Source organism: Devosia sp. Root436, from assembly GCF_001426345.1.
Lineage (GTDB): Bacteria > Pseudomonadota > Alphaproteobacteria > Rhizobiales > Devosiaceae > Devosia.
The window spans coordinates 20,339-45,504 of record NZ_LMEM01000009.1 but is presented as its reverse complement, the minus strand read 5'-3'; the positions used below and the strand labels follow the sequence as shown (position 1 = coordinate 45,504).

Here is a 25,166-nt window from a genome sequence, read left to right as displayed (position 1 = left end):
GCGCCTCTTCCTGAGGCAAGGCGATCCTCATCCGACAGGCTCTAAAGAAGGATTAAGCGGCTGATGAATATTTGGGCAAATTGCGCACGATACCTGACGGCCAAAAATAAAAAGCCCCGGATTGCCGGGGCTTTGTTCTGGTGCGGTCGTGCGCTGCGTTAGCTTGCGTTTAACCTAGGCCAGCAGATCCTTGATCCGGGCCTCGGATTCCGGCGGTAGCGGAATGGAGCCGATGCGCATGATCAGTTCTTCCATCGTGGTGGGTACCGGCGGCATCTTGCCGGCAATTACGGCGGCGGCAAACAAGGAGGCGACGCCAAAGCTTTCCGCGTCTTGCTTCGGCAGTGGTTCGGCCGGCGTGTCATGCTGGGGGAAGGTGCCATTGTCGCTGGCGCCGGAATTCTTGGGCGCCGGCGGCGGGCTATCGGGCAGCAGGCTGCGCTCCCCAAGGTTGGGGCGCGTGCGATAGCCAGCGAGGCCGCTGCTACTGATGATTGGATCTGCCGCAATTGCAGTAATCATGACGCTGTCCAGTGCATTCACGAATGCCAGCTGTCATCATATATACACCGCTCTTGCAGCGCCTTTACTTCAATCCGTTACAATTGGTTAAAATTGACCTCAAGTCAAAGCGCCCGATTGACTGCGATGCCACGGGCCGATGCTGCTGGGTCTGTTGCAATGGCGCCGCCGCGTCCATAGGTCTTTGCCTTGTTCTGCTGTCCCACGATCTTGGCGACATCTGTCAGCAGGTCTTCGGTGACCATCCGCGCCGTTGCCAGAACGCGCAGGTTCTCGGCCATCTGCGTGGCCAGGCGCTCGTGGCCCAGGCGCAGGCGCTCGACGGCATCGGGCGCCTGCGCCTTGAGGCGCGCACCCTGGCGCTGCACCGAGCGGGCAAAGCTCACATAGTCCTGCGCCAGCCGCGTCTTTTCAGGCGTCAGCGTGCCAGCCCGCCGCATATGGCCGGCGCGAAGCAGGGTGGTTTCCTGGTTCATCACGTCGACAAGGGCGGCGAGGGCGATCTCGGCCATGCGGCAGAGCTCGTCGGCCGGCAGGCTGTCGAGGGCGGCGAGGCGTGCGGCTGCGGTCATTTATAGGCTCCCGGCAAGGTGTTCTGGTTATTGGCCGCTTCCTGCATGGCGAGCAGGTCGGGCAGGAGTTGTTCGGCGATACCCAGCCCGCCATTCTGCGCCATGGTGTTGGCAAGCTGTTCGGATTGCATGGAGCGCCAGGTCTCTTCGCCAAAGCCGCCGCCCATGACGCTGGCGTCGGTCTTGATGGACGAGAAGAGTTCCTTGGTCAGCGTATTGAGGAACACGCCCTCAAAATCTTCGGCCTGCTGACGGACCTTGGCGATCTGGCCCGGCGTGAGCGTCGAGCCGGCCTGCTTGATGGTCTCCAGCATCACAGCACCTCGATTTCTGCCTGCAGCGCGCCGGTCGCCTTGATCGCCTGCAGGATGGCGATCAGGTCGCGCGGGGAGATGCCCAGCGCGTTCAGCCCGTCCACCAGTTCCTGCAGCGATACGGATTCGTTGACGACCGACAGGGCGGTCTCGGACAGGTTGGCGTTGAGGTCGGTATTGGGTTCGACGGCCGTCACGCCCAGGCTCAGCGGATTGGGCTGCACCACATTGGGGTTCTCGGCGATGGTGACGGTGAGGTTGGATTGTGCCACCGCCACGCTCGACACGCGCACATCCTTGCCCATGACGATGATGCCGGAATTTTCGTCGATGACGATCTTGGCAATCTGGTCAGTCTCGACCATCAACTGCTCGATGTCGGTCAGCAGATCGACGATATTGCCGTTGAAGCCATAGGGCAGGGTGACGCGCACCGTGGCGGGGTCTTCCGGCGTTGCGGTGGGGGCGCCGATGAAGTCGTTGACGGCCAGGGCAATGCGGCGTGCGGTCGTCAGGTCCGGGTTGCGCAAGGCCAGGCGCAGCGAGGTCTGGCTGCCGAGGTGGAAGTCGATCTCGCGCTCGATCAGGGCGCCCGAGGAAATGCGGCCGGTGGTGGGCACGCCGGAAATGATGGTGGCGGCGTCGCCCTCGGCCTTGAAGCCATTGATGGAAACCGGGCCCTGGGCGATGGCATAGACTTCGCCATCGGCCCCGAGCAGCGGGGTCACCAGCAGCGTGCCACCCTGCAGGCTATCGCTGTCACCCAGTGCCGCGACCGACACGTCCATGCGCGAACCCTGGGTAGCGAAGGGCGGCAGGTTGGCGGTGACCATGACGGCCGCCACATTGGCGGTGCGGACATTCTCGCCAGCCGTATTCACACCAAGCCGCTCCAGCATCGATTGCAGCGACTGCTTGGTGAATGGGGAATTGTTGAGGCTGTCGCCGGTGCCGTTGAGCCCGACCACCAGGCCATAGCCGACCAGTTGGTTTTCGCGTACGCCCTCGAAGTCGACGATATCCTTGATGCGCGCGGCCGCGGCCTGGGCTTCGAGCGTCGGCAGCAGCACCATTATAATGGTGAGTGCCCCCGCGATCAGCTTGTGCAGCAGTGATTTGGTCATTCGGCATCCCCGTATTCCGGCCGTACCATCCCCATGGCCCAGCACTCGCCGATCACATTGCGAAAACCGTGCCAGTTTGCTCCGGCAGCGACAGTGCGTTGAGATTCAAGGGGATTTGTCCTGGTCTGGGTCGGGTTTGGCCCATCCGGGCGGCCTGGTGAGCAATTCTTGCCGGGCGCGTTAAGGCCTTGTTAACGGCTGGCGGCAGATTTTGCCGGTGACCGCAGCAAACCGATTTGAGTCCAGCCTTGCGCATCGAAACCACCAACCGAACGACGGGCGCCGGCCGCGGCAGTGCTGTCGGCCGTTCCGGCGCGAGCGGAGATTTCGTGCCGGCCGGCGGCAATGCCCCGGCGCGGGTGGCGGGCAATGTGCCGATGCAGGTCACCGGCGGGATTGACGCCATCCTGGCCCTGCAGGCCGTGGACGGTCCGCTCAGCGGCCGGAAGAAGGCGGCGCGGCGCGGGGCCTCGCTGCTTGATCTGCTCGACGATATCAAGGCGGATCTGCTGGTCGGCCGGATCAGTGCCGATCGGCTGGACCGGATGGTAGCCATGCTGTCCGAAGCGCGCGAGCGCTCGCTGCCGGGGCTTGACGCGGTGCTCGATGACATCGATCTGCGCGTGCGTGTGGAACTGGCCAAGTTCGGGCGTTTCCCGGCCGTCTGACCCCTGGTCATCAAAATGTTGTCAATATCGCGCTATGCGCCTGACGCGCCGGGGCTTTCCTGTGTTAAGCACCGCCGCTTTTGTGCGCTTGCCCGGTGGGGTCGAGGCGCATATATAGGCCGCCTTAGGGGTGCATTGGAGTTGAGTCTGCTGATGTCTTCGGTTGCAGAAGTGGTTGAATACCGGCCCAGTGACAACGAGCCGTTCATGAACCCGCGCCAGCGGGAGTATTTCCGGGCCAAGCTCAACGCGTGGAAGGATGATATCCTCCGCGAGAGCCGCGAGACCCTGGAGAACCTGCAGGAAGAAAGCCAGAATCACCCTGATATGGCGGATCGTGCCAGTTCCGAAAGCGACCGCTCGCTCGAACTGCGCACCCGCGATCGCCAGCGCAAGCTGATCTCCAAGATCGATGCGGCGCTCAAGCGCATTGACGATGGCACCTACGGCTATTGCGAGGAAACCGGCGATCCGATCGGCATTGCCCGTCTCGACGCCCGCCCCATCGCTACGCTGAGCCTGGAAGCCCAGGAAATGCACGAGCGCCGCGAGAAGGTCTATCGGGACGAATAAGCTCTCCGGAAAATGACAATGCAATGAAGGCCCGCGGACAATGCGGGCCTTTTCTTGCTGGATTGGCAAACGTTAATCTTCTGGCGATCCGATATTGTTGTGGCCTTGTTTCCGCCTCAGCTTCGCGTCCATATGATGGCGTTGAGCTTGGGAGGGACAACGATGCTGCAGATCGTCTCGAAGATGCGTGCGCTGGGCCTGGCTGTTATTCTCGCCCTGGGCTTGCCGGCAGCGGCGATGGCAGCGGACTACAAGATCACCCAACTGCCGAATACCGATCTGCCGGGTTACGATTATTCGATTATCCGCAACACCGACCTCGACGCCTGCAGCGCGGCCTGTGCCGGCGATAATATCTGCCGGGCCTTCACCTTCAATTCGCAGTCGAACTGGTGCTTCCTCAAGGGCACCGTGGGCGAGCCGACAGAATTTTCCGGCGCCACGTCCGGACGGGTCAGCCGCGCGCCGTCGCCTGCGGTGATCGAGGCTGTCCGTCAGGCCGAACTGCCATTCCCCGCCCAGGGTATCATCGGCGACGCCCGCAGTTTCGCCAACAACCTGCTCCAGACCGACGCGCCGCCGCCCAAGGTGACCTATGCCAGCCTGGTGCAGTCCGGCAATGAAGCCGCCGCTGCCGACAACCCCGCTGCAGCTATCGTCGCCTATCGGCAGGCGCTGGCCATCAACGCCAATGACCGTGCGGTCTGGCAGGCACTGGCCCAGGCCGCACTGACGCAGGCCGAGATGGTCGCGGGGCAGTCGGAAGGCGACAACAGCGCCGATCTGGCGCGGGTTGCCACCGCCGCTGCCATGAATGCCTTCCTGCGCGCGAGTGCACCGCTGGATCGCGCCAATGCCCTGGCCACCCTCGCCAATGGCATGGAATATCGCGAAATGTGGCGGGAGGTGATCGCCACTTATCGCGTGAGCCTCCAACTGGCCGCCAATGATGGGGTCGCGACGCATCTCGACGATGTCGTTGCCCAGCATGGCTTCCGCGTGGTCAATCACGTCGTCGATGCCGAGGGAGCCGCGCCGCGCATCTGCGCCGTCTTCTCCAGCCCGCTCCCTTACAGTTCCACCGACCTTTCGGCCTATGTGGTCGTCACCGATACGCCGCAGGCCGCCGTCGAGGCCGAGCAGGACCAGATTTGCATCGAGGGCGTGCAGCATGGCGGGCGCTATGCCATTCGCCTGCGCGCCGGCCTGCCGTCGGTCGATGGCGAGGAACTGCTCAAGGATGTCGTGCTCGACGTCTACGTGCCCGATCGCTCGCCCTTTGTCGGCTTTGCCAACAATGCCTATGTCATGCCCGCCGGTCTCGGCGGCGGTCTGCCGATCACCTCGGTCAATGCCGATGTGGCTCAGGTCATGATCTATCGCGTTGGCGACCGCTCGATAGCGACCGCCGTACGCGATGGCATCTTCCAGGGCAGCCTCACCGAGTATGACGCCGAGGACATTGCCGGCCGTGTCGGCGAACAGGTCTGGCAGGGCGAGGTCGATCTGGCGCGCGGTCAGCCGAACGAATTGACCACTACGGCCATTCCGGTGGCCGAGACGATTGGCCAGATGGAGGCGGGCGCCTATGTGATCACCGCCAAGATCAAGGACGAAAATACCGAATACTGGGACAGCGTGGCCACGCAGTGGTTCATCGTTACCGACCTCGGTCTCACCACCATTTCTGGCGACGACGGCGTCCATGCCTTCGTGCGCGGCCTCGATGATGCCCAGCCGGTCGAAGGCGCCACCGTGCGCCTTGTGGCCGTCAACAATGAAATCCTGGGCGAAGCCACCACCGATGCCGATGGCCGCGCCATTTTTGCGCCGGGCCTGGCGCGCGGCGAAGGGGGCAGGGCGCCGCAATTGCTGGTCGCCGAAACCGATGATGGCGACTATGCCTTCCTCGACCTCGGCCGCCCGGCTTTCGACCTGACCGATCGCGGCGTCGAGGGCCGGCCCTCGCCGGGTCCGCTCGACCTGTTCGCCACCACCGAGCGCGGCGTCTATCGCCCCGGCGAAACCGTCTATCTCACTGCTTTGCTGCGTGATGAACGGGCCGTTGCCGTAACCGGCCTGCCGCTGACGCTGGAGGTCGAGCGCCCGGATGGCGTCGTCGCCAGCACGCAATTGCTCAACGACCAGGGTGCGGGCGGCTATTTCGTCGCCTTGCCCATGGTGGCCGAAGCCATGCGCGGCTCGTGGACCGCCCGGCTCTATGCCGACCCCGACGCGCAGGCTCTTTCCAGCACCAGCTTCCTTGTGGAAGATTTCGAGCCCGAGCGCCTGGCCTTCGAGGTCAGCGCCGCCGATGCGCCCGTCGTGGCCGGCGAGGTCACCGAGGTCGATATTGCTGCCAAGTATCTCTATGGCGCCACGGCGCCCAATCTGGCCGTCGAGGCCGATGCCATCGTCAGCCCGAGGAGCACGCTGGAAGGCTTTCCGGGCTACACGTTTGGTCGCCTCGACGACACGATCGAAACCACCCGCGAACCGCTGGGCGTTGTCGGCACCACCGATGACGCCGGCAATGTCGTTGCCGAAATCGTGCTGCCCGAGCCGCAGGCCACGACGCGACCGCTCACGGCGCAACTGCTGCTCCGCCTCATCGACAGCAATGGCCGCAGCATCGAACGCAGCATCAGCCGGCCGTTGCTCGCCACCGTCGATCGCATCGGCATCAAGCCGGTCTTCAGTGACGCTTCGGGCCTTGCCGAAGGCAGCGAAGCCAGCTTCGATATCGTCGCCGTCTCTCCGGATGGCGAGGCCATTGCCAGGACAGGCCTCAACTGGACCATCGCCCGCATCGAAACCAATTATCAATGGTACCGCAATGGCAGCACCTGGCAGTGGGAGGCCATCACCACCTCGCGCGAAGTCGCCAGCGGCACCGCCGCTACGCCTGACGGCGGCCCGGTAACCATCGGTGCCAATGTCGATTGGGGCCGCTATCGCGTCGAGGTGCAAAGCACCGGCGAGGGCGCCACCTCGTCCAGCTACGAGTTCTATGCCGGCTACTATTACGCCGATGCGGGCAGCGACACGCCCGACACGCTGCAGGTGGCGCTCGACAAGCCAGCCTATCGCGTCGGCGAAACCGCCAATCTCAAGCTCGATCCGCAGTTTGCCGGCACGGCGCTGGTGATGGTTGTCGATAACCGCGTCATCGCCATGCAGGCGGTGGACGTGCCCGAGGGCGGCACCACGGTTCCGTTGGAGGTCACTGAAGAATGGGGCCCCGGCGCCTATGTCACGGCGATCCTCTATCGTCCGTCCGACGCCGCCGAGAAGCGCATGCCATCACGGGCCCTGGGCCTCGCCTTTGCCGATGTCGAGCCCGGCGACCGCAAGCTCGACGTGACGCTGGACACGCCCGAGGTCACCCTGCCGCGCCAGAGCTTCACCACCACGGTCGAACTGGGCAATCTGGCTGCCGGCCAGCAGGCCTATGTCGCGGTGGCGGCGGTGGATCTGGGCATTCTCAATCTCACCAATTTCAAGGTGCCGAACCCTGACGGCTGGTATTTTGGCCAGCGTCAGCTCGGCATGGATATACGTGACCTCTATGGCTCGCTGATCGATCCGACCCAGGGTCTGGCCGGCGCCATGCGTTCGGGCGGCGACGGCGGTGCCTCGCGCACCGGCACACCCCCGGCAACCTCGGTCCTCGTTGCCCTCCATTCAGGCATTGTGGAAGTCGATGCCGAGGGCAAGGCAATCATTACCTTCGACATGCCCGATTTCTCCGGCACGGTGCGGGTCATGGCCATGGCCTGGACCGAGACAGCGGTCGGCCATGCTTCGGCCGATGTCATTGTGCGCGATCCTGTCGTTGTCACCCTCAGCCCGCCGCGTTTCCTGCGGGTCGGCGATGAGTCTCGCCTGCTGGTCGAGATCAACAATCTCAGCGGTGGCGCGGGCAGCTATGGCGTATCGCTCTCGACCGGTGAAGGCATCGCCACCCCGGCCGCGGATACCCAGGTCGAACTGGCGGTCGGCGATCGAACCGCGCTTGACCTCACGCTCAACGGCATGCAGATCGGCGATTGGCCGGTGGTGCTGACCATCACGGCGCCCGACGGCGCGATGCAGACCAAGGAACTGCTCCTCGGCGTGCGGCCCACCTCTGCGCCGGTCACCACCAGCCGCGTGCTGCCGATCAAGGCCGGCGAAAGCATCACCGTCGGACCGGACTTCTTCGACAGTTACATGTCCGATACCGGGGCGATGACCCTGGCTATCGGGCCGATCGCGCGTCTCGACGTGCCCGGCCTGCTGCTGGCTCTCGATCGCTATCCCTATGGCTGTGCCGAGCAGCTATCGAGCCGGGCCCTGCCGCTGCTCTATCTCAACGACGTGGCCAAGCTCGTGGGCATAGCGGGTGACGACAAGCTCAACCAGACGGTCATCGACGCCATCGCCAACCTGCTCTCCAAACAGAGCTCCAACGGCGGCTTCGGCCTCTGGGGGCCGTTCGATGGCGGTGACCTGTGGCTCGACGGCTTTGTCACAGACTTCCTGCAGCGCGCCGTGGCCGCCGGCTACGATGTGCCCGAGCAGTCGATGACCATGGCCTTCGACAATCTCGCCAACCAGCTGTCCTACGCCGCCGATTTCGACAAGGGCGGCGAGGATATCGCCTATGCGCTCTACGACCTGGCGCGGGCAGGGCGGGTCTCCATGGGCGATCTGCGCTACTATCACGAGGCGCGCCTCTCGGCCTTCGGCTCGCCCCTGGCCCAGGCGCAACTCGGGGCGGCACTGGCGCTCTACGGCGATCCGACACGGGCCAATTCCGCCTTCGAAGCGGCCGTGGCCGGGCTCACTGCCCCTGACAACATCCGGCGCTATCGCGGCGACTATGGCACCCGCCTGCGCGATCTGGCCGGTGTGCTGGCTCTGGCTGCCGAGTTCAAGCCCGACAGCGTCAACCTGACCGATCTGGCCAACCAGCTCGCCAAGCTGCGCGACCGCGCCACCTATACCTCGACACAGGAGGATAGCTGGACCCTGCTCGCCGCCGCCGCACTTGGTGCATCCAGCACCGATGGCTCGGTGACGCTCGATGGCGAGGCCCTGACCGGCCAGGTCTACCGCCGCTACGAGCAGCAGGGTTTCGCAACGGTCGAGGTCGCCAATACCGGCACTGATGATACCGAGGCCAAGGTGACCGTGACCGGCTATCCGCTCACGCCGCCGCCAGCCACCAGCAGCGGTTTCACCATCACGCGCGAATACTTCCTGCCCGACGGCACGCCGATCGATCCGCAGGCTGCGCCCATCGCGCAGAACGAGCGGCTGATCGTGGTGCTGCGCGTGCGGCCGCAGACGCTCGGTTCGGGCCAGTATGTGGTAGCCGATCCGCTGCCTGCGGGCTTCGAGATCGAAAATCCCGACCTGTCGGCGGGCGGTGGCGTCAATGACTTCAGCTGGCTCGAGCTCGACAGCGCCAGCCATGTCGAATCCCGCACCGACCAGTATGTCGCGGCCTTCCGTTACTTCGACGAAACCGGCAGCTTCACCACCGCCTATCTGGTGCGCGCGGTGTCGCCGGGTACGTTCGTACTGCCCGGCGCCACGGTGGAAGACATGTATCGTCCCGAATTCCGGGCGAACACGGCTGCCGGCGCCATCGAGGTCACGCCGGCCGGGCCATGATGACCGCGTTGGTGCATTGCGGGTCGTACGCACTCCCACCTCTCCCTTTGGGGGAGAGGTCGGCGGCGAAGCCGACGGGTGAGGGGGCCTTCCACACCCACCAGCCGTCACCCTCGGGCTTGACCCGAGGGCGTTACACTTGCGGAGCAAGCGGTAAGTATAGAGCCCTCGGGTCAAGCCCGAGGGTGACGCTCCGTGATGGGTCGCGAACCTATGAGTGATACCGGCCCAGCCAATCGCCGCCATTGGACGCGCTGGCTGACCCTCACCGGCTTTGGCCTCTTCGTCCTCGCCTGCGCAGGGGCGATCCAGCTCAATTCCACCATCATCGGCATAGCCGCGACGTTGCCGCCGACGCCCGATCTGGCGACACTGCCGGTTTCCGTCGCCGTAACCGACCGCGATGGCCTGCTGCTGCGGCCCTTCACCACCGGCGATGGTCGCTGGCGCCTGCCGGTGGACCGGACGGCGGTCGATCCGCGCTTCATCGATATGCTCATTGCCTACGAGGATCGTGGCTTTGCCGACCATCACGGCATTGCCTGGAGTTCCATGCTGCGCGCCGCCGGCCAGTTCGTCGGCGCCGGTGGCCGCGTCGTCTCGGGCGGCTCGACGCTCACCATGCAGGTGGCGCGGCTGATCGAGGGCGAGCCGACCCGCAATGTCTGGGGCAAGCTGCGCCAGATGGTGCATGCCGACCGGCTGGAACACGATCTCGGCAAGGACGAGATCATCGACCTCTACCTGACGCTGGCGCCCTATGGCGGCAATATCGAGGGCATTCGCGCCGCGACCCTGGCCTATTTCGGCAAGGAGCCGACGCGCCTCACTACCGCCGAAGCGGCCTTGCTGGTGGCGCTGCCGCAATCGCCCGAGGCCCGCCGCCCCGACCGCGATCCGGTGGCGGCCCGGCGCAGCCGCGACATGGTGCTCGACCGGCTGGTGGCCATGGGCGCATTGCTCGAGGAGGACGCCATCGCTGCCAAGCGAGAGCCGGTGTCATCGGCCCGCCGCGATTTCCCCATGCTGGCTGCCCACATGGCCGAGCAGGCGGTCAGGGCGCAGCCGGAGGCGCGTTCGGTAGAACTGACCATCGACAAGCGTTTGCAGGATGCCCTGGAGCACCTCGCCGCCGGTCGTGCCCGCCTGATCGATCCAAAAGTGTCGGTCGCCATCGTAGTCGCCGATATCGCCAGCGGCGAAGTGCTGGCGTCGGTGGGCTCGGCGGGCCTGCTGGCCACCGAAAGCGCCGGCTTCGTCGACATGACCAATGCCATCCGCTCGCCCGGCTCGACCCTCAAGCCACTGATCTACGGCCTCGCCTTCGAACTGGGCCTGGCCCATCCCCAGAGCATGATCGAGGATCGTCCAACCGCCTTCGGCGCCTATGTCCCGGTCAATTTCGACGGCTTCAATCGCGGCACGGTCACCATCCACGATGCCCTGACGGAATCGCTCAATATCCCCGCCGTGGTGGTGCTCGATGCGGTCGGCCCGGCGCGCCTCGTCTCGCGCCTGCGCCGCGCCCATGCCGAGCCCCGCCTGCCGGTCGATACCGCACCCAGCCTCGCCGTAGGACTCGGTGGCGTCGGCATCACCCTGCGCGATCTGGTCTCGGTCTATGCCGCCATCGGCAATGGCGGCATGCCGATCCAGCTCCATGACGGCATCTATCCGGCGCCGGCCGCCGAGATCGCTGCCCCGGTGCTAGACCCGATAGCCGCCTGGTATGTCTCCGACATTCTCGCCGACGTACCGCCGCCGCTCAACGGATCGCCGGGCCGTATCGCCTACAAGACCGGCACCTCCTACGGCTATCGCGATGGCTGGGCCATCGGCTTCGACGGCAAGACAGTTATCGGCGTCTGGGTCGGTCGCCCCGATGGCGCCCCGGTGCCGGGCCTTGCCGGCATTACCGGCGCCGCGCCGATCCTGTTCGAGGCCTTCGACCGCCTGGGCAATCGCAAGGCGCCATTGCCCCGGGCGCCGCAGGGCGCGGTCCTGGCCTCCAACAGCGAGTTGCCCACCCCGTTGCGCCGCTTCCGTCACCCGGACGAAGATATGGTCGCGCGCGTCGCCGCTCCGGAAATCGCCTTTCCCGGCGATGGCGTCGATGTCGATCTGGGGTTGGCCGAAGGCGCTATGTCGTCACTGATGGTCAAAGTGCGCAATGGTGTGCCGCCCTTCACCTTCTTCGCCAATGGCGCGCCCTTCGGCCGCCCCGAATTTGCCCGCCAGAGCTTGTGGGAACCCGACGGTCCCGGCTTCGTCACGCTATCGGTGGTAGATGCCGAGGGTCGGGCGGACACGGTGACCGTGTTCTTGAACTAGGGCCTGTGCTCGGCTGCCCATCAACCACGGCCGGGGCAAACGAAAACGGGCCCCGAGGGGCCCGTCGTGTCGAGATCGGTTGCTATCAGAACCCGAAGACAGTCGTGATGCTCGACTGGCCGTCGCCATTCTGCACGCACTGGCCGTTGGTGTTTTCGCCGAACTGGAACAGTCCGCAATTATTGTTGTTGCCGTTCTGCTCGATGGTGCCCTGGTGGCCATCGCCTTCCTGCACGATCAGGCCATGATTGCCGGAACCGTTCTGATTGAAGCCGGCCGAATTGAAGTTGCCATGCTGGCTGGCATTGGCGCCGGTCGAGGACAGGCCCTGCATCAGCGAGAAAAGCTGGAGGCCGGTGCCGAGCGCCTGCTGCTGGTCCGGGTCGGTCGGGGTGAAGCTGATCGACACCTGGCCGGCGGCCATGGCGGGGGCGGCAAGGCCGGCGACGCCGATGACGGCGGCTACGAAGGCGGCGGCGAAGGTTCTGGTGAACTTGGTGGTCATGGCATCTCTCCCTGAGGGTCTGGTTGGTGCTGGTGTTCCAGCCGATGACCTGACACTAGGGGGAAGCGACTGAACCGGTTTGGAGCGGGATGTTCAGAATGGGTTCAGCGATTCAGGCGGGGGGCGCCTTCACCTCTCCCCCAAAGGGAGAGGTAAGAAAAAGGGCCCCGGTGTCCCGGAGCCCTCAGCCGTCTCGATGTCGTGTTTTCAACGCAGGCTCGCAATGTCCTGGTCGCAATCGATCGTGGCACCGCCGGCGGTGACATCGAAGTCGATGCTGTAGCTGGAGCCGGCATTGATCAGCACCTTGCCGAGCGGCGTGGCCTCGTTGGCATTGGCGGTGAAATAGCCGCCCTGGCTGATATTGGACGAGCCGCCATTACCTGAACTGCGAATGGCGAGGCGGTATTCGCCGCTGATGGCGACCGGGCTGATGATGGTGCCCTCGAGCGCCAGCATGCCGCGTTCGGAACTGGTGGCGAGGCCACATTGGGCGGTGCTGGTGGAATTGGCGAGGCCGGCACTGGCTGCCAGCGTGGCGACGACGAGGCCGATGGCGATGGCGCTGCTGCGCCGGGATGGGATGGTCATGGCTTCCTCCTGAAATCGGTTGGGCAGGCGAGCCGGAAGGGTTGGCCCTTCCGGCTATTTGCAGCTCACGTAAGGAGCCGATCAGGGGCAGGCCTGGACGAAGGCGGTGACATTGCCCGAGCCGGCCTGGACCACATTGGCGTTGCAGCCATTGCCGACCTGCACGCCGGCCGCGACATTGCCATTGCCGTCCTGGGTCAGGACTGCGGTGTGGTTGTCGCCGAACTGGCCGACGCCGGCGGCGTTGTTCCAGCCGTTCTGCCAGGTGTCGCCATAGTTGTTGTTGCCCTGCTGGCCGATGGCGCCGACATTGTTGCCGCCATTCTGGTGGCCGACTGCGGTGTTCCAGTTGCCGGTCTGGTGCATGCCGAGCTTGTTGTTCCAGCCGAGCTGGCTGCCGCCGGCGGCATTGCCGAAGCCGAACTGGTTGACGAAGACGTCGTTGGCCATGGTGGGGGCAGCCGAGGCAGCGATGGCGACGGCGGCGACTGCGGTGATGAAGAACTTGGCGATCATTTGGTCTCTCCTGTCTTGGCTGCGCTCCCTCCGAGCGCTTCTTGCCGATGACACGAGGATTAGCCCACTGATTTGGAACGGCCTCTGAGGAGCGAGTTCAGTTTGCGTTCATCGACAAGGCAATTGTTCGGTCGATGCCGATGGCCTCGAGGAACGCGGCGTCATGGCTCACCACCAGCAGCGCGCCGTCATAGCCCCGTAGTCCCGCTTCCACCTGCTCGATGGCGTGGATATCGAGGTGATTGGTGGGTTCGTCGAGCACCAGCAGTTGCGGTGGGTGATTGCCGCCGATGGTGCAGGCCAGGCCCGCCCGCAGCATTTCGCCGCCGCTCAGCGTGCCCACTTGCTGCAGGGCCGTATCGGCCCGGAACATGAAATGGGCCAGCGCCGACCGGCAGGTCTTCTCGTCCGCATCGGGGTTGAGGTTGCGGAAATTGTCGCGGATGGAAAGCGCCGGGTCGAGCAGGCTAACGGTCTGGTCGAGCATGGCGAAGGGCACGAGGATGCGGGCTGTTCCGGACAAGGCGGGCAGGACGCCGGTCAGCAGCCGCAACAGCGTCGTCTTGCCCGATCCATTGGGGCCGGTGATGGCGACGCGTTCCGGCCCGGTCAGTTGCAGCGACAGATCGCGGATGACCGGCAATGTCTCATCCGGCCCACCGGTCAGGCTATCCGCCTGCAATATAGTGCGACCGGCAGGCAAGCCGGTGGACATCAGGACTACCGATAGCGGCGTCAGGATTTCCACTTTGGCCCGGGCGTCGCTGGCCGCCTCCGCTGCATCGCCGCGCAGGCGGCTGGCAAGGCGGGCGCCCTCGCCGCTGGTATTTTCCGAGTTCTCCTTCATGCCGCCCAGCATGATCTTGGGAATATCGCCTCTGGCGGCCCTGTGTTTGCCGGCGCCGTCCTTGCGGGCCTTCTTTTCGGCCACGGCCTGAATCTTGCGGGCGATCTCGGCGACCTTGCGCTCGGCCGTGGAGAGTTCATGTTCCGCCGCTGCCAGGTCCAGCGCCTTGCGCTCGGCATAGTGGTCCCAGTTGCCGCCGTAGGTCCTGGCGCCCAGCGTCGTCAGCTCGACAATGGCATCCATTTCACCCAGCAAGGCGCGATCGTGGCTGACCACGATGGCCGCGCCGCGCCAGCCATGCAGCAGGTCGATCACCGCCTGCCGTCCGTCGGCATCCAGGTTGTTGGTGGGCTCGTCGAGCAGGATGATATCGGGCGCCGCCAGGATCAGCCGGGCCAGGGCCAGCCGCGTGCGCTGGCCGCCGCTCAGCGTCGATAGCAGCCGGTCCGGCGCATAGGCCAGCAGGCCGACATCGGCAAGCGCCGTTTCGATCCGGCCGGGCAGGGTCCAGTCCGCTTCGGCGGCATCGTCGATGGTGCCCAGTTCCTGTTCCAGCCGATCAAGCCGCGCCAGTTCGGCGGCGACGCCGAGATGATCGCCCACCGTGTCGCCGGGCGCGACCTGGACCGACTGGTTGAGCATGCCGATGCCGCCCTGCACCGTCACCGACCCGGCGGTGGGTTGCAGGTGCCCGGTGATGATGCGGAGCAAAGTGGATTTGCCCGTGCCGTTACGGCCGATGAGTCCGGTACGGCCACTGCCAAAGGCAAGATCGAGACCGGTGAAAAGCGGCTGGTTAGCTGATGTCGAATAGGAAAGCTGACGCAGGGAAACGGAGGCAGGCATGGACGGATTCCAGGTGAGCGATGCAAGCGAGGCAGTCGTTCAGCGTGGAATCCATGAGAACCGTCCGGTCAGTGCTGCGGTTGGGTGGAAAATAGGGACGGTGGCAGGGATGTCAAGTTCTGGCCTCTCTTACCTCTCCCTTTGGGGGAGAGGTCGGCCGTAGGCCGGGTGAGGGGGCCTTTACTGGTGCGGTGCGTGGGGAAGGCCCCCTCACCCGCCTTGCTTCACAAGTCGACCTCTCCCCCAAAGGGAGAGGTGAAGAGGTGCCTACCCCAAATACCGCTTCTTCAAATGCGCCTTGAAGAAGTCCGCATTCAGCTTCTCACCCGTTGCCCGCGTAATCAGCTCCGGCGTCGACCAGCGCGAACCCTGGCTCCAGATATTGTGGCTCCGCCATTGGTTCACCCCGCCGAACTCGCCCTTCCTGATATCCTCGCGCACATCAGGCTGGGCCTTTTCCAGCGCCGCCCATTGCTGTGCGGCGATCATGGCGCCCAGCGTGTAGCTCGGGAAGTAGCCAAAGGCGCCGCCGGGCCAATGCACGTCCTGCATCGGGCCATCCTTGGGGTCGTTGATGGTCGAGATGCCGAGATATTCGGTCATCTTGGCGTCCCAGGCCTCGGGAATCTGGCTGGCTTCGAGCTTGCCATTGACCAGGTCCTGTTCCAGCTCATAGCGCAGGATGACATGAAGCGGATAGGTCACCTCGTCGGCATCGACGCGGATATAGCCGCGCTCGACGAAGTTCACCTCGTTGAGGATATCGGCGATATCCCAGCCGGGAATGGCGCCCTCGCCCAGATGCAGATGCACCAGTGGCAGGGCGAATTCCCAGAATTCGGGGCTGCGGGCAAGCTGCATTTCCACGAACAGGCTCTGGCTTTCGTGGATGCCCATGCCGCGCGCCTTGCCGAGCGGCCAATGCGACCAGTCCTTGGGCAGGCCCTGCTCATAGAGTGCGTGGCCGGTTTCATGCAGCACGCCCATGAGCGAAGACAGGAATTCGTCCGTGCGATAGCGCGTGGTCATGCGCACATCGGTCGGTACGCCGCCGCAAAAGGGGTGATGCGACACGGCAAGCGAGCCATGGGTAAAGTCGAAGCCGACGGCGCGCATGGCGCCCAGGCCCAGTTCGCGCTGCTTGTCGATCGGGTAAGGCCCGTTGAGGCTCTTGCGCGGGCGCCTGGCCAGCCGGCGCTCCTGCGCATCCAGCGCCTCGGGCACGAAGCCCTTGAGGAAGCTCTTGAGATCGTCGAACACCCCGTCGAGCTCGGCCGTCCGGTTGCCGGGATCATACTGGTCCATCAGCGCATCATAGGGCGCCAGCTTCAGCGCCTCGCTACGCAACTGCGCCTCCTCGCGCACCAGAGCCACCACGCCTTCCAGCGCCGGCAAAAAACTGTCCCAGTCGCCCTTGGCGCGCAGGTCGCGCCACAGCTGTTCCGAGCGCATCGTGGCGGCCGTACGCCGCTCGACGAACTCGGTCGGCAGGCAGGTGGCGTTGATATATTGCCGCTTGAACTCGGCCAAAGCGAGTTTCTGGTCCTCGCTCTCTGGCTTCGCCGCCTCGATCCAGTCGGCGATTTCGGGCGCGGTGGCCTGGGCATGATACATGCCGGCCAGGTTGGACATGGCCTCGGCCCGCTTCTCACCGCCGCCCACCGCCATATGCGTGGCTTCATCGGCGCCCAATATGGACAGCGCATGCTCCAGCGCTTCGAGCTTGCGGCCGAGGGTGTCGAGTTTCTGGAAGGACATGCGGGCTAACTCCGGTATTTGCCCAAGCTCTTTCACAGAGCGCAAATTCGATCAAGCCGCGCCGCGTCGATGCGCTATGCTGGTGCCATGACAGACGACAGCGCCATCAAGAACCGCCCACACCGGGTCAACGGGGTCATGGTCGATCAGGCCATGCTGCTGCCCAGCGCCGAGGCCGTTGCCCGCCAGATCGAGGCCGTGCCCTTGGGCGAGACGCGCTCGCTCGCCGAGTTGCGGGACAATCTGGCGCGGCAATATGGCGCCGAAGCGACCTGCCCGGTGACCACCCAGCGCATGATCAAGCTCGTTGCAGCCAGGTCCGTCGCCGACCATCAGGCCGGCCGCAAGGCGCTGCCATTCTGGCGCGTGGTCGATCCCGACAGGCCCAATACCGCGCGATTGCCCGGCGGGCGGGAATTCGTCGTGGCACGCCGCAGCGAAGAGAAGGCGGACTAACGCTACGCAAGAGGCGGCCATGCGCTGCCGGCAATGGACCTGGCAGCCCGCACTCGTTATCGTGCACGTCCTGATCGGGCAGATGATCGCCCGATTCCCCTCGCAAAGGCGCAGCCGGTAGTGGATTGCATGCGCAAGCCTGAAGAGAAAATCGACATGTGGCAGAGATTGAGCGACTTCGTCGGCTCGTTCGGCCAGCGAACGGGCCTGGCAGGGTCGTTGGTCAATGCGCTCGACCCTGATACCTGGCTGCCGGGCGGGCGCGATGCCGCCTTCACGCTGGCGCTGATTGCGCTTGCCGCCAAGATGGCGGTGGCCGACGGCGCGGTGACGGCTTCCGAGGAGCGCGCTTTCCGCGCCACGGTGGAAATCGCCCATGGCCACGAGGAGCAGGTGGCGCGGGTGTTCAACCTGGCCAAGCAGGATGTTGCCGGCTACGACGCCTATGCGCGCAAGGTTACCCGCTTCTTCGCCGACAGCCCCGATACGCTGGAACATGTGCTCGATAGCCTGTTCTATATCGCGACCGCCGATGGCATGGTGCATGAGGCCGAGCTCGACTATCTCAAGAATGTCAGCGACATTTTCGGCTTCGACGAGATGCGCTTCGAGCAGATGGCCAGCCAGCATGTGCGGCTGGAAGCGGGCGTTGATCCCTATGCCGTGCTGGGCCTGGCGCCCAATGCCGATCCGGATGAAATCCGTCGCGTCTATCGCTCGCTGGTGGCCGAGCATCACCCCGACCGGCTGATCGCCAAGGGCGTACCCGAGGATCTGATCGATGTGGCAACCGCGCGGATGAAGGCGATCAACCTCGCCTACCAGGCGCTGACCAAGCCCCGGCAGACGCCGCTGCTGACTGCCGATCCGGCCAGCGCTTGACGCGGGGGCCTCTAGCTCTCTACATCACCCCTGCCAGTTGACCGGGTGGCCGCTGGCAGTGGGGTAACCTGCTGCTGGAGGAAAGTCCGGGCTCCTTCGAAACACGGTGCCGGCTAACGGCCGGCGGGGGCGACCCTAGGGAAAGTGCCACAGAAAGCAAACCGCCCGGCCTCGGCTGGGTAAGGGTGAAAGGGTGCGGTAAGAGCGCACCGGGTGCCTGGCAACAGGGACCGCACGGTAAACCCCACCGGGAGCAAGACCAAATAGGGATGACGCGGGGCCAAGGATAAACCTTGTCCCCAGCCTGTTTCGAGGCCAGATCATCCGGGTTGGTTGCACGAGCGTCCTGGCAACAGGCGCCACAGATGAATGGTCACCACGTCGCGGAAACGCGGCCCTACAGAACCCGGCTTATAGGTCAACTGGCGTAGAATATGCCGCCGATCTCCAGAGATGGAGGTCGGCGGTGCCATTTTAGGCGAGCAACGCCGGAGGAAGGCGAATTGGGCTGCTGCCACCAGCGCGCTGGTTGCGGCCGGTGGATGCCAGCTCAAGGACATGGACGTACTCGTCGCACTGGTCGAAGCCGGCGCGGTGCGGGCGGTGACCGACCGGCGCTTTCCGCTGACCCAGGTCGCCGATGCACATCTTTACGTCGAGGCCGGGCGCAAGGCCGGCGACGTCGTGGTCCAGCTGAGTGATGCGGATCATGCCGTGAAGCGCAGTGAAACCTTGGTGCCGCTGCCGGTGCTGCCATAGCCCACCCTGGCGCCGAGGCTGTGCGCCATCGCCTTGACGATACGGCTGCCGAGTCCGGTGCCCTGCGGCTTGCCGGTACCATCCCAGCCGATGCCGTCATCCTCGACGCGGAGGTCGATGGTCTGGTCCTGGTCGCGCGCCATGATGATGCGCACGTCGCCGCGGGCCCGGTCGGCATAGGCGTATTTGATGGCGTTGGTGACCAGTTCGGTGACGACCACCCCAATGGATGCCGCCTTCTCGGTGGGAATGGTGAAATTCTCGACCGTCACCAGGATGCGGGAATCGTTGCCGGCCGCCTGCATGGTGGCTTCGAGTTCGGCTGCCAGACTATGCAGATAGTCCCCGATCTGGACCGAGCGCACGTCGTCCGACGTGTAGAGGTGGCGGTGGACCCCGGCAATGGCCTGGATGCGGACCTGCGTCTCGGCGAGGGCGCCCCTGGCCTCTTCATTGTCGACGGCATTGGCCTGCAGCCCGACCAGGGCGGCGACCATGGCCAGGCTGTTGGCGACGCGGTGATTGACCTCGCCCAGCAGCATTTCGGCGCGCTCGCGCGCTTCGCGCATTTCGCGCTCGGCCTGCGCCTGGGCACGGTTCAGCCGCAGCAGTTCGGCAGCCTGCTCGATGGCGGTGCAGAGCAATTCGAGAAAGTCGCTGTCGACGGTCTTGAGCACATAGTCCGCTGCCCCGGCCTTGAGCGCGGCGACGGCGACGGCGGTTTCTGCCGTGCCCGTCACATAGACCACGGCCGGCGGGTCCTGGATGCCAACCATGTGGGCCAGCACGTCCAGCCCGGTGCCGGCGGGCAGGTAGTGGTCGAGCGCCACTACGTCGATGCCGCCCTGGCGGATGCGGGCGAGTCCATCCTCGCCGGTGGTGGCATGCTCGAAGACATAGCCACGCCGCTCCAGCGCCTTCTGCACCAATCGGGCGAGGCCGGCATCGTCATCGACATAAAGGACACACGGCGTCCGGTTGGCCATGATCAGTCGGTTTCCGGAACCTGCATGACCGAGAAGAACAGCCCAAGCTGGCGGATCGCATTGGCAAAACCGTCATAGTCCACCGGCTTGGTGATGTAGACATTGGCGCCCAGGTCATAGCAGCGCTGGATTTCGCGCTGATCGTCGGTGGTGGTGAGAACGACTACCGGGGAGCGCCGCGTATGCTCGTTGCCCTTGACCTTTTCGAGAATGTCCACGCCGGTCATGTCCGGCAGGTTGAGGTCGAGCAGCACCAGCAATTGCCGGCCCTTGTTGGTAATGCCGCTGCCATCGGGCCCCATCAGGAAGGCCAGGGCATCGGTGCCGTTGGCGAAGGGAATGATCTCGTTGGCGACGCCGGCGCGGCGGATGTTCTTCTCGATGAGGCGCGCATGGCCCTCGTCGTCCTCGATCATGATGATGGTTACGGGCTTGCCGTCATTGCTCATTTGCCTTGGCTCCCTAGATAGCTGCGCAGGTCGCGCGGCAGGGTGATGATGAAAGTCGTGCCTGCATCCGGCTCGGAGCGCAGGGTGATGTCGCCGCCCAGGCTGCGAACCATGGTCCGCACATGGGCCAGGCCGATGCCTTCGCCGGGCTGGCTCTGGGTGCCGGCGCGGCGGAACAGCTCGAACACGCGCTCGTGGTCGGCAGCGGCGATGCCACGGCCGTTATCCTCGATCTCGATTTCGATCCGGTTGCCCCAGGCTTGCCGCGCTCGGACTACAATGTTCAGCGGCCGTCCGGGTTGCTGATACTTGACGGCATTGTCGAGCAGGTTGCCGAAAATCTGTTCCAGCGACAGCCGGTCCGAGGTGATGCGCGGCACCTGCACATCCACGGTCGCCACGCCGCCGCTTTCGGCAATCTGGTGCTGCACGCTGGCCACGGTCGCCGCGATGATATCACCCAGGTCCAGCGTCTCGGCCTTGAGCTGCCGCCGGCCTTCGCGCGAAATCTTGAGGATGGCGTTGATCAGGCTGTCCATCTTGCGGGTGGCCGCTCGGATGAAGGTGATGGCTTCCGGCAGATCCTCGGTCGCGGCCACCCTGGCTTCCGCGAGGTGTGGATCGCCGTCGTCGGGGTGGTCCTTCATATAGCCGGCAAGCTGGCCGACGCTGGTTTCCAGCTCGCTGGTGAAGCCCATGATATTGACCAGCGGCGCCCGCAGATCGTGCGTCACGATATAGGCGAAGCGCTGGATTTCCTCGTTGGCCCGGCCCAGCTCGGACGTGCGTTCGCGCACGCGCTCCTCCAGGCCGGTATTGGCAAGATCGACTTCGCGGCGGGCACTGGCCAATTCGCGCGTATGGGTCATGACCGTCCAGATCGCGCCGCCCGCGACCGCTAAGATCACGAAGGCGCCGACAATGGTCACCCAGCGCAGCGCGGTGGCGGCGTCGCGCTGGTCTCTGACGCCCGTGCTCAGCCGATCGTCGGCCGCCTTGATGAGGGCGTCGAAAAATACCCGCGAGCGATCCATCGCCGCCTTGCCGTTGTCGGTATCGACCACGGCAAGCGCCTCGGCAACCCGCCCGGCGCGGACCAGTTCGATGGTGTGTTCCATCTCGGCGAGCTTGAAATCGATGTCGGCGCGCAGGGCCGTGAGCGGCTCGGCGGCCTGGGGGTAGGGCGCCAGCACCGCCTTCAGCTCCGCAAACTGGGCCTCGACCGTCTGCAGCGCCGCCGCATAGGGCTCCAGATAGGCCTCGTTCTGCGTCAGCAGGAAGCCGCGCTGCCCGGTTTCGGCGTCCTGCAGGGCGGTGCGCAGGTCCACCGTCACGGTGCGCGCATCACGCGCCTCGACCACTTCGTTGAAATAGACCTGAGTGCGTTCGACCAGCCAGATGGTGGTGCCGACAATACCGGCCAGGGCCAGAAAGGCGACGACCAGCAAGGCGACGGTCGAGCGTACGAAGACGTTCGATGAAATGGGCAATGCGCGGGCTCCCCTCGTCACATGTTCATGGCCCGGAACCCAAGCGTCTCGCAATATGCAAATATTAAGAGTGGCCGATTTTATGCCGCGCTTTTCCACCGGAACCCGCAAATCCGCCGCCAAACCGCTAATGGGAAATAGAATCTTAAGCGTCGTGACGCAAAGTGCGGGGAAGTTTACGAACCGGCTTGCTTGGCCGGGAGTGGAGTAGTGACCTTTATGGGCAAGCGTTCCGTGCCCGAAACCAGCCAGAATACTGGCCCGCATGTTCCTGTCCTGCTGGACGAGGTTCTTGCGGCGCTGTCCCCGCTCTCAGGCAAGCGCATTGTCGATGGCACGTTTGGCGCGGGTGGTTATTCGCGGGCGCTGCTCGAGGCGGGCGCCGTGGTCATCGCCATCGATCGCGACCCCTCCGTCACACCCTATGCCGACGCGCTGATGGCCGAATTCGAAGGCCGCTTCATCTTTGTCGCCGGCACGTTTTCCGAGCTCGACAGCCTCGCCGCCGAGCATGGCCCGATCGACGGCGTGGTGCTCGATATCGGCGTCTCCTCCATGCAGCTCGACCAGGCCGAGCGCGGCTTTTCCTTCATGCGCGAGGGGCCGCTCGACATGCGCATGAGCGGGGCGGGCGAAAGCGCCGCCGATCTCGTCAACACCCTTGATGCCGAGTCGCTGGCCAATCTGCTCTATGCCTTTGGCGAGGAACGCAAGTCACGCCGCATTGCCCAGTTCATCGTCGCCGCGCGCGAGACCGCACCGATCGGGACGACGCTGGAGCTGGCCCGCATCATCGAAAAGGCCATTGGCCGCAAGCCGGGGGATGCCCACCCGGCGACCCGGTCGTTCCAGGCCCTGCGCATCGCCGTCAATGCCGAGTTCGAACAGTTGGTGGAAGCCCTGTTCGCCGCCGAGCGGCTATTGGCCGAAGGCGGTCGGCTCGCCGTCGTCACCTTCCATTCGCTGGAAGATCGCATCGTCAAGCGCTTCTTCGATCCCGACAAGGGCGGTCCGGCGCAGTCCCGGCATCTGCCGCAGGTGGTGGGCGAGGAACGGCGTTGGGTCGAGGTCGCCAAGGCGCAGAAGCCGGGCGAGGCCGAACTTGGCCGCAATCCACGTGCCCGCTCGTCCATCCTGCGCGCCGCCACCCGTTCCGGCGCCGCGGCGCGCCCGGTGCGCTTCGATGGCCTCAGCGTTCCCCAGGTGCGGGGCGCTGCATGATCCGCAACCTCAACATCATCCTGATCTTCACCAGCGCGCTGATGCTGGCCGGGGTCTATGCGCTCAAATTCTCCATCGAGAACACCGCCAGCATTCGCACCGCCCTCATTGCCGAGATCGACAGCCAGGAAGGCCAGCTCTCGCTGGTCAAGGCCGACGAGGCGGTGCTGAGCCAGCCCGGCCATATCGAGCCCATCGTGCGCCGCCATGAAATGGCGCTGGCCATCGCGCCGGTGAAGCAGGAGCAGTTCGGCGCCTTTGCCGACCTGCCGATGCGCCCGGCCAAGCCCAATACAGCAGCCATGGACTCCCTGTTTGAATCCCTGGCAGCCGGCGTCGACCCGATCGATGCCATCCTCGAGGTGGAGGGGATCGAATAATGGCCGTTACCGCAGAAGATTTCGGCCCCACCATCTCGCTCGACGGTGCCCGCAAGGTGCGCGGCAACCTCACCCAGGCGCGCATCCGCTGGATGGTGCTGGCGCTGGTGATGGGCTTCGGCCTGGTCGGGGGCAGGCTGGTGCAACTGGGCATGGTGGTGCAGGATTCCACCATCGAAGGGCAGGCGCGCGATGTCATCACCGCGACGCGCCCGCCGATTCTCGATCGCAACGGCCTCGAAATGGCCGTCGATATCCGCGTGCCCTCGCTGTTCGCCGAGCCGCGCCGCATCATCGATGTCGAGGAGGCCGTGCGCAAGCTGCGCACCGTGCTGCCCGAACTCGACGAGGCCTGGCTGCGAAACCGGCTGACCGGCGACAAGGGCTTCGTCTGGGTGGAGCGCGAGCTCAGCCCCGCTATCCAGGAAAAAGTCATGCGCCTGGGTATTCCGGGCATCGACTTCATCACCGAATCCAAGCGCTTCTATCCCGGCATGACCGAGGCCAGCCATATCCTGGGGTCGACCAATATCGACAACCAGGGCATATCGGGCATCGAGAACCACATGGATGGCGAGAATGTCGCCCTGCTGCAGGATTTGGGCCTGGCGCGCGGCAATGCGCTGGCGCCGGTCGAGCTCAGCGTCGACATGCGCGTGCAGCATGTCATGCACGAACAGCTCGTGGATGCCATGACCCGCTACCAGGCCATCGCCGCGGCCGGGGTGATGATGGATATCCATACCGGCGAGATCATCGCGCTGGCCTCGCTGCCCGATTTCGATCCCAACGATCCGGCGACAGCTCTGGTCAAGGACAGCTTCAATCGCATTACGGCGGGTATTTTCGAGCCCGGCTCGATCTTCAAGACCGTCACCATGGCGGCGGCGCTGGATAGCGGCTCGGTGACCATCAACGACCAGTTCGACGCGCGCTTCGGCATCCGCTTCGGCCGCTTCACCATCGACGATTTCCACGGCAAGCACCGCATTTTGAGCCTGCCGGAAGTCTACAAATACTCGTCCAATATCGGCACCATCCGCGTCATGCAGGCCATGGGCAAGGAGGCCTATCGCGCCTTCCTCACCACGATGGGGTTCGACATACGCGTGCCGTTCGAGCTGCCGGAAATGCGCCTGCCGACTGTGCCCAAGGAATTTTCCGATGTCGGCGCCGCCACGGCCTCGTTCGGCCATGGCCTGTCGGTGTCGCCTTTGCACATGGTTACGGCCTATGCCGCCTTCGTCAACGGCGGCAATTATATCGCCCCCACGCTCTACAAGCGCGACATTGCCGAGGCCGAGGCGCTTTATCGCCGCGTGCTGAAGCCCGAGACGAGCGCGGAAATCCGCTACCTGATGCGCCTCAATGCGCTGGAAGGTTCCGGCTCGCAGATGAACAAGGAAGCCCTGGGCTATCGCGTCGGCGGCAAGACCGGCACGGCCGAAAAGGTGGTCGATGGCCGCTATTCGTCCAACAAGGTCACCAACTTCTTCGGCTCGGCCTTCCCGCTCGACAATCCGCGCTATGCCATGATCATCATGGTGGACGAGCCGAAGCTGGAAAACGCCCAATCGGGCACCACCGCCGGCTGGAATGCCGGCATGGTGACCGGCCGCATCGTGCAGCGTGTTGCGCCGATGCTTGGCATCGCCCCCGATTTCTCCGAGATTCTGGACCAGAATCTCGTTCCCTCCGTCCTCAGATAGATTGAT

22 protein-coding genes and 1 other RNA gene are annotated in these 25,166 nt (G+C 64.8%); 11 read left to right on the top strand and 12 right to left on the bottom strand.

All coding sequences use genetic code 11. From position 1 onward, the window contains the following. Positions 1 to 174: 174 nt before the first annotated feature. The 4 genes from ASD04_RS05250 to ASD04_RS05235 form a co-directional block, all read right to left on the bottom strand. On the bottom strand, positions 175 to 522 hold the full coding sequence (locus tag ASD04_RS05250) for a hypothetical protein (RefSeq protein ID WP_056253588.1): 348 nt from the start codon (positions 520 to 522) through the stop codon (positions 175 to 177). A 104-nt stretch (positions 523 to 626) separates the two neighbouring features. Next, the gene (locus ASD04_RS05245; RefSeq protein ID WP_056253586.1) at positions 627 to 1,094 is read right to left on the bottom strand and encodes a hypothetical protein; all 468 of its coding nucleotides are present in this window, start codon (positions 1,092 to 1,094) and stop codon (positions 627 to 629) included. Further along, positions 1,091 to 1,408 carry a rod-binding protein gene (locus ASD04_RS05240; RefSeq protein WP_056253583.1) on the bottom strand — a complete coding sequence of 106 codons (318 nt, stop codon included), beginning with the start codon at positions 1,406 to 1,408 and terminating at the stop codon, positions 1,091 to 1,093. Before ASD04_RS05240 ends, ASD04_RS05245 begins: the two co-directional genes overlap by 4 nt. Continuing rightward, positions 1,408 to 2,481 carry a flagellar basal body P-ring protein FlgI gene (locus ASD04_RS05235; RefSeq protein WP_082555214.1) on the bottom strand — a complete coding sequence of 358 codons (1,074 nt, stop codon included), beginning with the start codon at positions 2,479 to 2,481 and terminating at the stop codon, positions 1,408 to 1,410. Before ASD04_RS05235 ends, ASD04_RS05240 begins: the two co-directional genes overlap by 1 nt. Positions 2,482 to 2,780: 299 nt before the next feature. On the opposite strand from ASD04_RS05235, the gene ASD04_RS05230 reads away from it, so the two are divergent. From ASD04_RS05230 to pbpC, 4 genes are all read left to right on the top strand, one after another. Continuing rightward, a complete protein-coding gene (locus ASD04_RS05230) occupies positions 2,781 to 3,200 on the top strand; it encodes a flagellar assembly protein FliX (protein WP_056253580.1) in 420 nt (139 codons plus the stop codon). Between the two features lie 153 nt (positions 3,201 to 3,353). Continuing rightward, complete coding sequence (gene dksA / locus ASD04_RS05225; protein ID WP_056253578.1) at positions 3,354 to 3,773, top strand: RNA polymerase-binding protein DksA; 420 nt, start codon at positions 3,354 to 3,356, stop codon at positions 3,771 to 3,773. Between the two features lie 162 nt (positions 3,774 to 3,935). Continuing rightward, entirely contained in the window at positions 3,936 to 9,434 is a 5,499-nt protein-coding gene (locus tag ASD04_RS05220; protein ID WP_056253575.1) for an alpha-2-macroglobulin family protein, read from the top strand. Positions 9,435 to 9,647: 213 nt separating this feature from the next. Next, positions 9,648 to 11,765, top strand: a complete 2,118-nt coding sequence (gene pbpC, locus ASD04_RS05215) for a penicillin-binding protein 1C (protein ID WP_082531008.1) — start codon at positions 9,648 to 9,650, stop codon at positions 11,763 to 11,765. 85 nt (positions 11,766 to 11,850) lie between these two features. Here the strand turns inward: pbpC and ASD04_RS05210 are convergent, their stop codons facing one another. The 5 genes from ASD04_RS05210 to ASD04_RS05190 all read right to left on the bottom strand — a co-directional run bounded on the left by ASD04_RS05210 (position 11,851) and on the right by ASD04_RS05190 (position 16,828). Next, positions 11,851 to 12,270, bottom strand: coding sequence for a hypothetical protein (locus ASD04_RS05210; protein ID WP_056253573.1), 420 nt, complete (start codon positions 12,268 to 12,270; stop codon positions 11,851 to 11,853). A gap of 207 nt (positions 12,271 to 12,477) precedes the next feature. Next, the gene (csgH, locus tag ASD04_RS05205; RefSeq protein WP_056253570.1) at positions 12,478 to 12,861 is read right to left on the bottom strand and encodes a curli-like amyloid fiber formation chaperone CsgH; all 384 of its coding nucleotides are present in this window, start codon (positions 12,859 to 12,861) and stop codon (positions 12,478 to 12,480) included. An 81-nt stretch (positions 12,862 to 12,942) separates the two neighbouring features. Beyond that, complete coding sequence (locus tag ASD04_RS05200; protein ID WP_056253567.1) at positions 12,943 to 13,377, bottom strand: curlin; 435 nt, start codon at positions 13,375 to 13,377, stop codon at positions 12,943 to 12,945. A 97-nt stretch (positions 13,378 to 13,474) separates the two neighbouring features. After that, positions 13,475 to 15,070, bottom strand: a complete 1,596-nt coding sequence (locus tag ASD04_RS05195; RefSeq protein WP_056253564.1) for an ABC-F family ATP-binding cassette domain-containing protein — start codon at positions 15,068 to 15,070, stop codon at positions 13,475 to 13,477. Between the two features lie 267 nt (positions 15,071 to 15,337). Further along, a complete protein-coding gene (locus tag ASD04_RS05190) occupies positions 15,338 to 16,828 on the bottom strand; it encodes a carboxypeptidase M32 (RefSeq protein ID WP_056253561.1) in 1,491 nt (496 codons plus the stop codon). Positions 16,829 to 16,915: 87 nt separating this feature from the next. On the opposite strand from ASD04_RS05190, the gene ASD04_RS05185 reads away from it, so the two are divergent. The 4 genes from ASD04_RS05185 to ASD04_RS05175 all read left to right on the top strand — a co-directional run bounded on the left by ASD04_RS05185 (position 16,916) and on the right by ASD04_RS05175 (position 18,925). Next, positions 16,916 to 17,284 carry a hypothetical protein gene (locus tag ASD04_RS05185; protein ID WP_244488257.1) on the top strand — a complete coding sequence of 123 codons (369 nt, stop codon included), beginning with the start codon at positions 16,916 to 16,918 and terminating at the stop codon, positions 17,282 to 17,284. A 129-nt stretch (positions 17,285 to 17,413) separates the two neighbouring features. Continuing rightward, the gene (locus tag ASD04_RS05180) at positions 17,414 to 18,166 is read left to right on the top strand and encodes a DnaJ family molecular chaperone (RefSeq protein ID WP_244488256.1); all 753 of its coding nucleotides are present in this window, start codon (positions 17,414 to 17,416) and stop codon (positions 18,164 to 18,166) included. Between the two features lie 33 nt (positions 18,167 to 18,199). After that, positions 18,200 to 18,596, top strand: an RNA gene (gene rnpB, locus ASD04_RS08805) — RNase P RNA component class A. A gap of 23 nt (positions 18,597 to 18,619) precedes the next feature. After that, on the top strand, positions 18,620 to 18,925 hold the full coding sequence (locus tag ASD04_RS05175) for a zinc-binding dehydrogenase (RefSeq protein ID WP_056253556.1): 306 nt from the start codon (positions 18,620 to 18,622) through the stop codon (positions 18,923 to 18,925). On the opposite strand, the gene ASD04_RS05170 is transcribed toward ASD04_RS05175, so the two are convergent. Genes ASD04_RS05170 through ASD04_RS05160 form a run of 3 tightly spaced genes read right to left on the bottom strand, consistent with a single transcriptional unit; the run spans position 18,874 to position 21,850 of the window. After that, complete coding sequence (locus ASD04_RS05170; protein ID WP_056253552.1) at positions 18,874 to 19,911, bottom strand: histidine kinase dimerization/phosphoacceptor domain -containing protein; 1,038 nt, start codon at positions 19,909 to 19,911, stop codon at positions 18,874 to 18,876. The genes ASD04_RS05175 and ASD04_RS05170 overlap by 52 nt on opposite strands. Before the next feature lie 2 nt (positions 19,912 to 19,913). After that, positions 19,914 to 20,360 (bottom strand): response regulator, encoded by a 447-nt coding sequence (locus tag ASD04_RS05165; RefSeq protein WP_056253550.1) that lies wholly within the window; start codon positions 20,358 to 20,360, stop codon positions 19,914 to 19,916. Next, positions 20,357 to 21,850, bottom strand: a complete 1,494-nt coding sequence (locus ASD04_RS05160) for a CHASE3 domain-containing protein (protein WP_056253548.1) — start codon at positions 21,848 to 21,850, stop codon at positions 20,357 to 20,359. Before ASD04_RS05160 ends, ASD04_RS05165 begins: the two co-directional genes overlap by 4 nt. Positions 21,851 to 22,069: 219 nt before the next feature. On the opposite strand from ASD04_RS05160, the gene rsmH reads away from it, so the two are divergent. Genes rsmH through ASD04_RS05145 form a run of 3 tightly spaced genes read left to right on the top strand, consistent with a single transcriptional unit; the run spans position 22,070 to position 25,160 of the window. After that, complete coding sequence (gene rsmH, locus ASD04_RS05155; protein ID WP_056253545.1) at positions 22,070 to 23,071, top strand: 16S rRNA (cytosine(1402)-N(4))-methyltransferase RsmH; 1,002 nt, start codon at positions 22,070 to 22,072, stop codon at positions 23,069 to 23,071. Further along, positions 23,068 to 23,451 carry a hypothetical protein gene (locus ASD04_RS05150; RefSeq protein ID WP_056253543.1) on the top strand — a complete coding sequence of 128 codons (384 nt, stop codon included), beginning with the start codon at positions 23,068 to 23,070 and terminating at the stop codon, positions 23,449 to 23,451. Before rsmH ends, ASD04_RS05150 begins: the two co-directional genes overlap by 4 nt. Beyond that, positions 23,451 to 25,160, top strand: coding sequence for a penicillin-binding protein 2 (locus tag ASD04_RS05145; protein WP_056253540.1), 1,710 nt, complete (start codon positions 23,451 to 23,453; stop codon positions 25,158 to 25,160). The genes ASD04_RS05150 and ASD04_RS05145 overlap by 1 nt, the downstream gene beginning before the upstream one ends. The last annotated feature ends 6 nt before the right edge of the window (positions 25,161 to 25,166 follow it).